The sequence below is a fragment of the Nitratireductor alexandrii genome, from assembly GCF_004000215.1.
Lineage (GTDB): Bacteria > Pseudomonadota > Alphaproteobacteria > Rhizobiales > Rhizobiaceae > Mangrovimarina > Mangrovimarina alexandrii.
The window spans coordinates 1-5,769 of sequence record NZ_RBVY01000024.1; the positions used below are offsets into that span (position 1 = coordinate 1).

The following is a 5,769-nucleotide window of genomic DNA, read 5'->3' on the forward strand; positions in this document are numbered from 1 at the left end:
GTGGATAATTGCGCGCTCCGAAAATGTTTGCGACAAGCCCGGTGGTGTTCATGCCTTATGTGGGCGGGGTGGGTAACTATTACCAGCGCATTCTGAAAGTGGCCGAAGACGGTTACGAAGGTTATGCCTTCAAGCCCGCCAAAACCAGCGCAACGCATGCCGCCTAGCCAACCCAAACACAGGACCCTAAGCACAACAACCTATTCAGCACTCACACATTGAACAAGCACGACAACTCTTATAGCCCTTACTGGTTTCAATAACCCGGGCCCGGGTCAACAGGCCATTGCATCACACCAACATAACGCCAAAGGAAGAGACATGAAAACCAACCTGATTACCCGCTTGTTGCTGGGCGCCATCGTGGCTGCACCGCTGGCCATGGGCACGCAAACGGCCAGCGCCGAAACCTACGAAATGCGCGTGGGCAACATTACCTCGAACGATGCGCAGGAACTGAGCGCAAAAATGTTCATCGACCTGGTGCAGAAAAAGTCGAACGGCGAAATTAAAGGCCAGCTCTTTACGGGCGGCGCGCTGGGCAGCAACGATGAAGTGATGCGCGGCCTGCGCCTGGGTTCCATTCAGGCCAACATCAACCCCACCGGCAACCTGAACCAGTTTGTGCCGCAGGCGGGCGTACTGACCCTGCCGTGGCTCTTCCCGGGCAATAACCCCACCCAGCAAATTGAAAACATCACCCGTATTCTGAAAGGCCAGGCCGGCAACGCCATTAAAACCATGGCCGACCAAAAAGGCTTTCATGTGGTGTCGCTGTTTGGTCTGGGGCCCAACCAAATCTTCTTGCGTGACTACGACAAGAGCAAGTCGGTGGTCGAGAACCTGAAGGGAAAGCGCATTCGCACCATTAGTGGCCAGGAACACACCGAAACCGTCAACAACTGGGGCGCGCGCTCGGTACAAATGTCGCTGCCCGAGGTCTACACCTCGATCCAGCAAGGCGTGATCGACGGCTTCGACCTGCCCGCTGCCGTGACTACCAAGCTCAAATATCACGAGCAGGCCCCGTATGTGCTCATGACCAACCACATTGTGCTGACGCAATACATTGCGGTTAGCAAGGCCTGGTACGACAAGCTGCCGGCCAACCTGAAAAAAGCGGTTGACGAAGCCGGGGCCGAAACTGAAGCCCTGGGTACCGATGCTTACGTGAAAGAGCAGAACGAAGCGTTGAACATGCTGAAGACCAACCCCAAAATGACCGTGGTGGAACTCACCGAAGCCGACCGCAAGGCCTTGCAGGACATGAACAAAAAAGGCGTGTGGACCGAGGTCAAGAAGAACCCAGGCAAAGCCGAAATGCTGAAATTGCTGGAAGCCGACGTGGCTAAATTAGCCAAGTAAGCCAAACAGGCCCAAACCAGGCCAGGCGCCAGTGGTGCGCTCTGGCCGGGTTGGGTCACCAGGTTTTGTCTTCCATGGCCACGGCGCCCAGCGTGCCGTGCAAGTGCAAGTCAGCCGCCGGACAACAGGCCGGCACAGCAGTTAGCTTATAAACGGTGCGTCAACATGCAAGAATCAAGTTTCTTTGCCCGGGTCGATCGCGTGTGCTTCGCGTTCCTGAAGCTATTAGTGGGCGTCAGTTTCTGCCTGATGATCTTCTCGGTGTTTTTATCCATTGTCATGCGCGAATTCGGCTTCGAAGGCTTTCCGTGGCTGGAAGAGGCTTCGCAGTACCTGGTGGTCTGGTCCGTGTTCTTAAGCGCCGCGGTGCTGGCGCGCCGCAACGAACACATCAGCATCGACATCTTCTACTCGCAGTCTTCGCCGCGCACCAGAAAAATCATTAACGTGTTGTCGGCCCTGCTGGGCATTGGCCTGATTGGCTACCTGGCCTATATGGGTTGGGGCTTCAGCTACACCGCTTATGTATTCAACGACGTCAGCCTTAGCGGCTACCTGCCAGTGTGGGTGGCGTATGTGTCCATTCCCGTGGGCCTGGGCCTTACGGCGCTGGCCTACCTGCTGTGGCTGGCCGACGTATTAAAAGGGCAGCACCAATGATCACAACAATAGCTGTATTGGTTTTAATTGTTTTGCTCATTTCCGGCTTTCCGTTGTGGCTGGTGTTCATTGCCTCTGGCTTTACCCTGCTGACCCTGGCGTCGTCGGGCATACCGCCCGACATGCTGGCCTCGCGCATGTTCAGCAGCCTAAACGTGTATGCCTTGCTGGCAGTGCCCGGCTTCATTTTCGCTGCCGAGCTCATGGTACGCGGCGGCATGTCGCAGCGGCTCATTAACTGGGTTACCGTGCTGCTGGGCCGTGTGCCGGGCGGCGTGCCGGTTACCACCATTGTGGCCAGTGAAGTGTTTGGCGCTATTTCCGGCTCCAGCACCGCCACCGTGGCTGGCATTGGCAAAGTGCTGTACCCCGGCCTGCGCCAAAGCGCCTACAACGAATCGTTCTCGCTGGGGCTTATTACCTCTATGGGCGCCATTGCGGTTATTGTGCCGCCCAGCATCACCATGATTCTGTACGGCGCCGTCGCCTCGGCCTCGGTGGGTGACCTGTTTCTGGCGGGTATTGGCCCGGCCATACTCATTGGCCTTGTGGTAACCCTTTACTGCGTGGTGTATGCGCTAACGCACTCGGTAACCAGCCAGCAGCAAGCCTGGAACGCGCAAGAAGTCTGGCGCCACACCCGCGAAGCCGCGTGGACACTGGGTGCGCCCGTCATTATTTTTGGCGGTATTTACTCGGGCTTTTTCACCCCCACCGAAGCCTCGATGGTGCTCAGCGTTTACGCGCTGATCGTGTCCACCTGCATATACAAAGACCTGCCCTGGCGCGACGTGTGGCATGTGGCGCTGGAATCGGCCCTGCTGACCGGCAAAATCTTCACCATTGTGGCCGCCGCGTCGGTGTTTTCGCTGGTGCTGGTGTTTGAGCACATCCCCGAGCAAATTGTGCACGTGCTAACCGGGTGGGACATGTCGCCGCTCATGATCTTGCTCATGGTGAACGTCATTTTGCTAATTGCCGGCATGTTCATGGACCCGAACTCGGCCATTGTGGTGCTGGTGCCGCTGCTGCTGCCCATTGCCCAGGCGGCCGGAATCGACATTATTCACTTCGGCATCATCATGACGGTAAACCTGGCTATTGGCATGTTTACCCCGCCTTTCGGGCTGAACCTGTTTGTGAGCACCAGCATTTTCAACGTGTCGACTGGCAAAGTCATTAAAGGCGTGCTGCCCTTTATTTGGGTTTACATTTTTGCGCTGGCCATTATTTCGTACGTGCCCGAAATTTCGCTGTTCATACCCAACCTGTTCCACTAAGCCCGGCGCGTAGCCTACCCATGAACCCCAGCACCCTGTACGCCTACATTAAAGCGGCCACTGACCTGTTTGCCCGCCCCAACGACCCCGTACGTCTGGACGCCTGGGCCGAGCGTCTGGGCCTGCACTTAAAAGACCTGGAACGCATCAATACTTTGGCGTGCAGCCCAACCGCCCACCCCATTATGCCGGGTGTGCCGTTAGCCCCAACGGCGGCTGCAACAGAACCCAACGACGCCAGGCCCGACCCTGCCTGGGCCGAGCGTGTAGCCAACGCATTCACACCCAGCCCGAGCCAAGCTCAAACCTGCGCCCAGCGCGTGCGCCAGGCCTTTTCCCTAATAGAAGAGCACGACGCCCTTAACGCCTTTGAAACCACCCGGCACGCCCGCGCCTTGGAGCGTGCCGCCCAGCTAGACGCTCAACACCAGCCCGACTCCCAACTACCCCTTAAAGGCGCCACCCTGGCGGTAAAAAGCTGCTTTCAAGTGCAAGGCCTGCCCATGACCGGCGGCAGCCCCGCGCTGGACCCCATAACCCCCACCCAAAGCGCCCCTTGCGTGGCGCGGCTGGAACAGGCCGGCGCCATTGTGCTGGGCACCACCACCATGCACGAACTGGCCTACGGCGCCACCACCGACAACCCCTGGTGGGGGCGCACCGGCCACCCTGCCGACCCCACCTGCATCGCGGGCGGATCGAGCGGTGGGTCGGCCGTGGCCGTGGCCACCGGCATGGCCGACATGGCCCTGGGCACCGATACAGCCGGGTCAGTACGCATGCCCGCCGCCCTGTGCGGCATTGTGGGTTTTAAACCCAGCTTTGGCCTAATACCCACCACCGGCGTACTGCCCCTGGGCTGGTCGTTAGACCACGTGGGCGTTATGGCTAAAACCGTAGAACAGGTAGCCTTGCTCACCGACATCATGAGCGGCCAAAACCGCATACGCAGCGCGTCCGGCCCCATGCCCACGCCGCAACAGCTAACCCTGGTTTGCCCCCAAAACTACTTTTTCGACGCCATAGAGCCCAGCGTAAAACAGGCCTTTGAAGCCGCCCTGGCCACCTTGCAGCACCACGGCGCCACCGTGCAGCGCGTAACCATTCCCGAGCTGGACATAGCACCGACCCTGCAATTCATGACCCTGTGCGCCGAAGCCAGCCAGTTGCACCAAGACCTGGCCCTGCTGCGCCCGCAAAGCATAGGCGATGAAGTGCGCACCCGTCTGGAAATAGGCCGCTTCATTCGCGCCGTTGATTACCTGAAAGCCCAGCGCCTGCGCCAGCAACTGCTGGTAGCCTTAAGCCAACACCTGGGCCCCAACACCGTATTGGCAACCCCCACCGTGCCCACCGGCGCCTGCCCCGTTCAAACCCACCTGACCCTGGGCGGCGTGCGCCTGCCCATACACCCGGCGCTAACGCGCTGCACCCTGCCGTTTAACCTGACGGGTATGCCGGCGGTGTCGGTGCCTTGTGGGGAAGACAAAAATGGGTTCCCGGTGGGGCTGCAGCTGGCTGGGGTAGTGGGGGGCGATGCGGGGGTGTTGAGGGTGGCTGGGGTGGTGGAGGGGTGTTTGGGGTAGGGCAAGCACTTCGCCCGCTTGAGAGTGTCTGTAATTTTGTGTTCGGGCCTATGATTGTCTTGAAGGAGACATACCCTGGAACCAGTGCACAAGACGGAATCCAGACGCATTCCCAAGGGCGGCACGTTACTGGCCAGCGCCCAGCAGTTGTTGGATGACATGGTTACCAGCCCGATGACGCCACAGGCCATGGAGGACGCGTTCACGCAGTCGAAGAAGGCGCTCATAGAACGAGCGCTGGGCGCTGAGCTTGGTCGGAAGCGACACTAGAGCGTTGGCGAACCGAAGCGGGCGGTCCGGTCTTTCTCAGACTTGGCGTCTAGGCCCGGTATCGCGTTCGTGACATTGAAGCTTTTGGGGCGGAAGTGCTTCGTGAGTCGACCAAGTCGGACGGCAATATTTGGGAGTATCAGTTTTTTTGTGTTCAGGCAGTTGGTGTTAATCATTAATCTGCCTATTTTTCGTTCTGCTCGTTGTCTTTGAGGCGATATGCATGCGTGAACCGCTCCTCGTATAGGATAGCAAACTGCTGCATGGCTGCCGTCCAGTAATGCGTAGCACAGCCCCATTTGATGGTGATATTCCTGATAGCCAGCCAGAGCAGCTTCAGAGCCGCATCGTCGGTGGGGAACTGTCCTCGCGTCTTGATAATTTTTCGCAGTCGGGCATTGACACTCTCAATGGCATTGGTCGTATAGATGATCCGCCGTATGTCGGGAGGAAATGCGAAGAAGGGGATCACTTGAGTCCACGCCTTCTCCCAAGCTGCAGTGATCATTGGATATTTAATGCCCCACGGACCTTGAGTGAAGGCTTGTAACGCCTGTTGTCCCGCTTGGGTGTTGATTGCCACTGAGAACTGACCCGGCGTTTCCACC

At 58.4% G+C, this 5,769-nt stretch carries 6 protein-coding genes; 5 read left to right on the forward strand and 1 reads right to left on the reverse strand.

Translation table 11 applies throughout. The features are described from left to right. Positions 1-23: 23 nt before the first annotated feature. From EP380_RS23680 to EP380_RS23280, 5 genes are all read left to right on the forward strand, one after another. On the forward strand, positions 24-167 hold the full coding sequence (locus tag EP380_RS23680) for a hypothetical protein (protein WP_164749972.1): 144 nt from the start codon (positions 24-26) through the stop codon (positions 165-167). Positions 168-321: 154 nt separating this feature from the next. Then, positions 322-1,365: a TRAP transporter substrate-binding protein gene (locus EP380_RS23265; protein WP_127601206.1), complete on the forward strand. Its 1,044-nt coding sequence runs from the start codon at positions 322-324 to the stop codon at positions 1,363-1,365. A gap of 165 nt (positions 1,366-1,530) precedes the next feature. Further along, on the forward strand, positions 1,531-2,025 hold the full coding sequence (locus EP380_RS23270; protein WP_127601208.1) for a TRAP transporter small permease: 495 nt from the start codon (positions 1,531-1,533) through the stop codon (positions 2,023-2,025). Further along, positions 2,022-3,305, forward strand: coding sequence for a TRAP transporter large permease (locus tag EP380_RS23275; protein ID WP_127601210.1), 1,284 nt, complete (start codon positions 2,022-2,024; stop codon positions 3,303-3,305). The genes EP380_RS23270 and EP380_RS23275 overlap by 4 nt, the downstream gene beginning before the upstream one ends. A 20-nt stretch (positions 3,306-3,325) precedes the next feature. After that, positions 3,326-4,891: an amidase gene (locus EP380_RS23280; protein ID WP_127601212.1), complete on the forward strand. Its 1,566-nt coding sequence runs from the start codon at positions 3,326-3,328 to the stop codon at positions 4,889-4,891. A gap of 454 nt (positions 4,892-5,345) precedes the next feature. Here the strand turns inward: EP380_RS23280 and EP380_RS23295 are convergent. Continuing rightward, on the reverse strand, positions 5,346-5,769 hold a 424-nt coding region (locus EP380_RS23295), incomplete at its 5' end, for a transposase (RefSeq protein WP_164749973.1).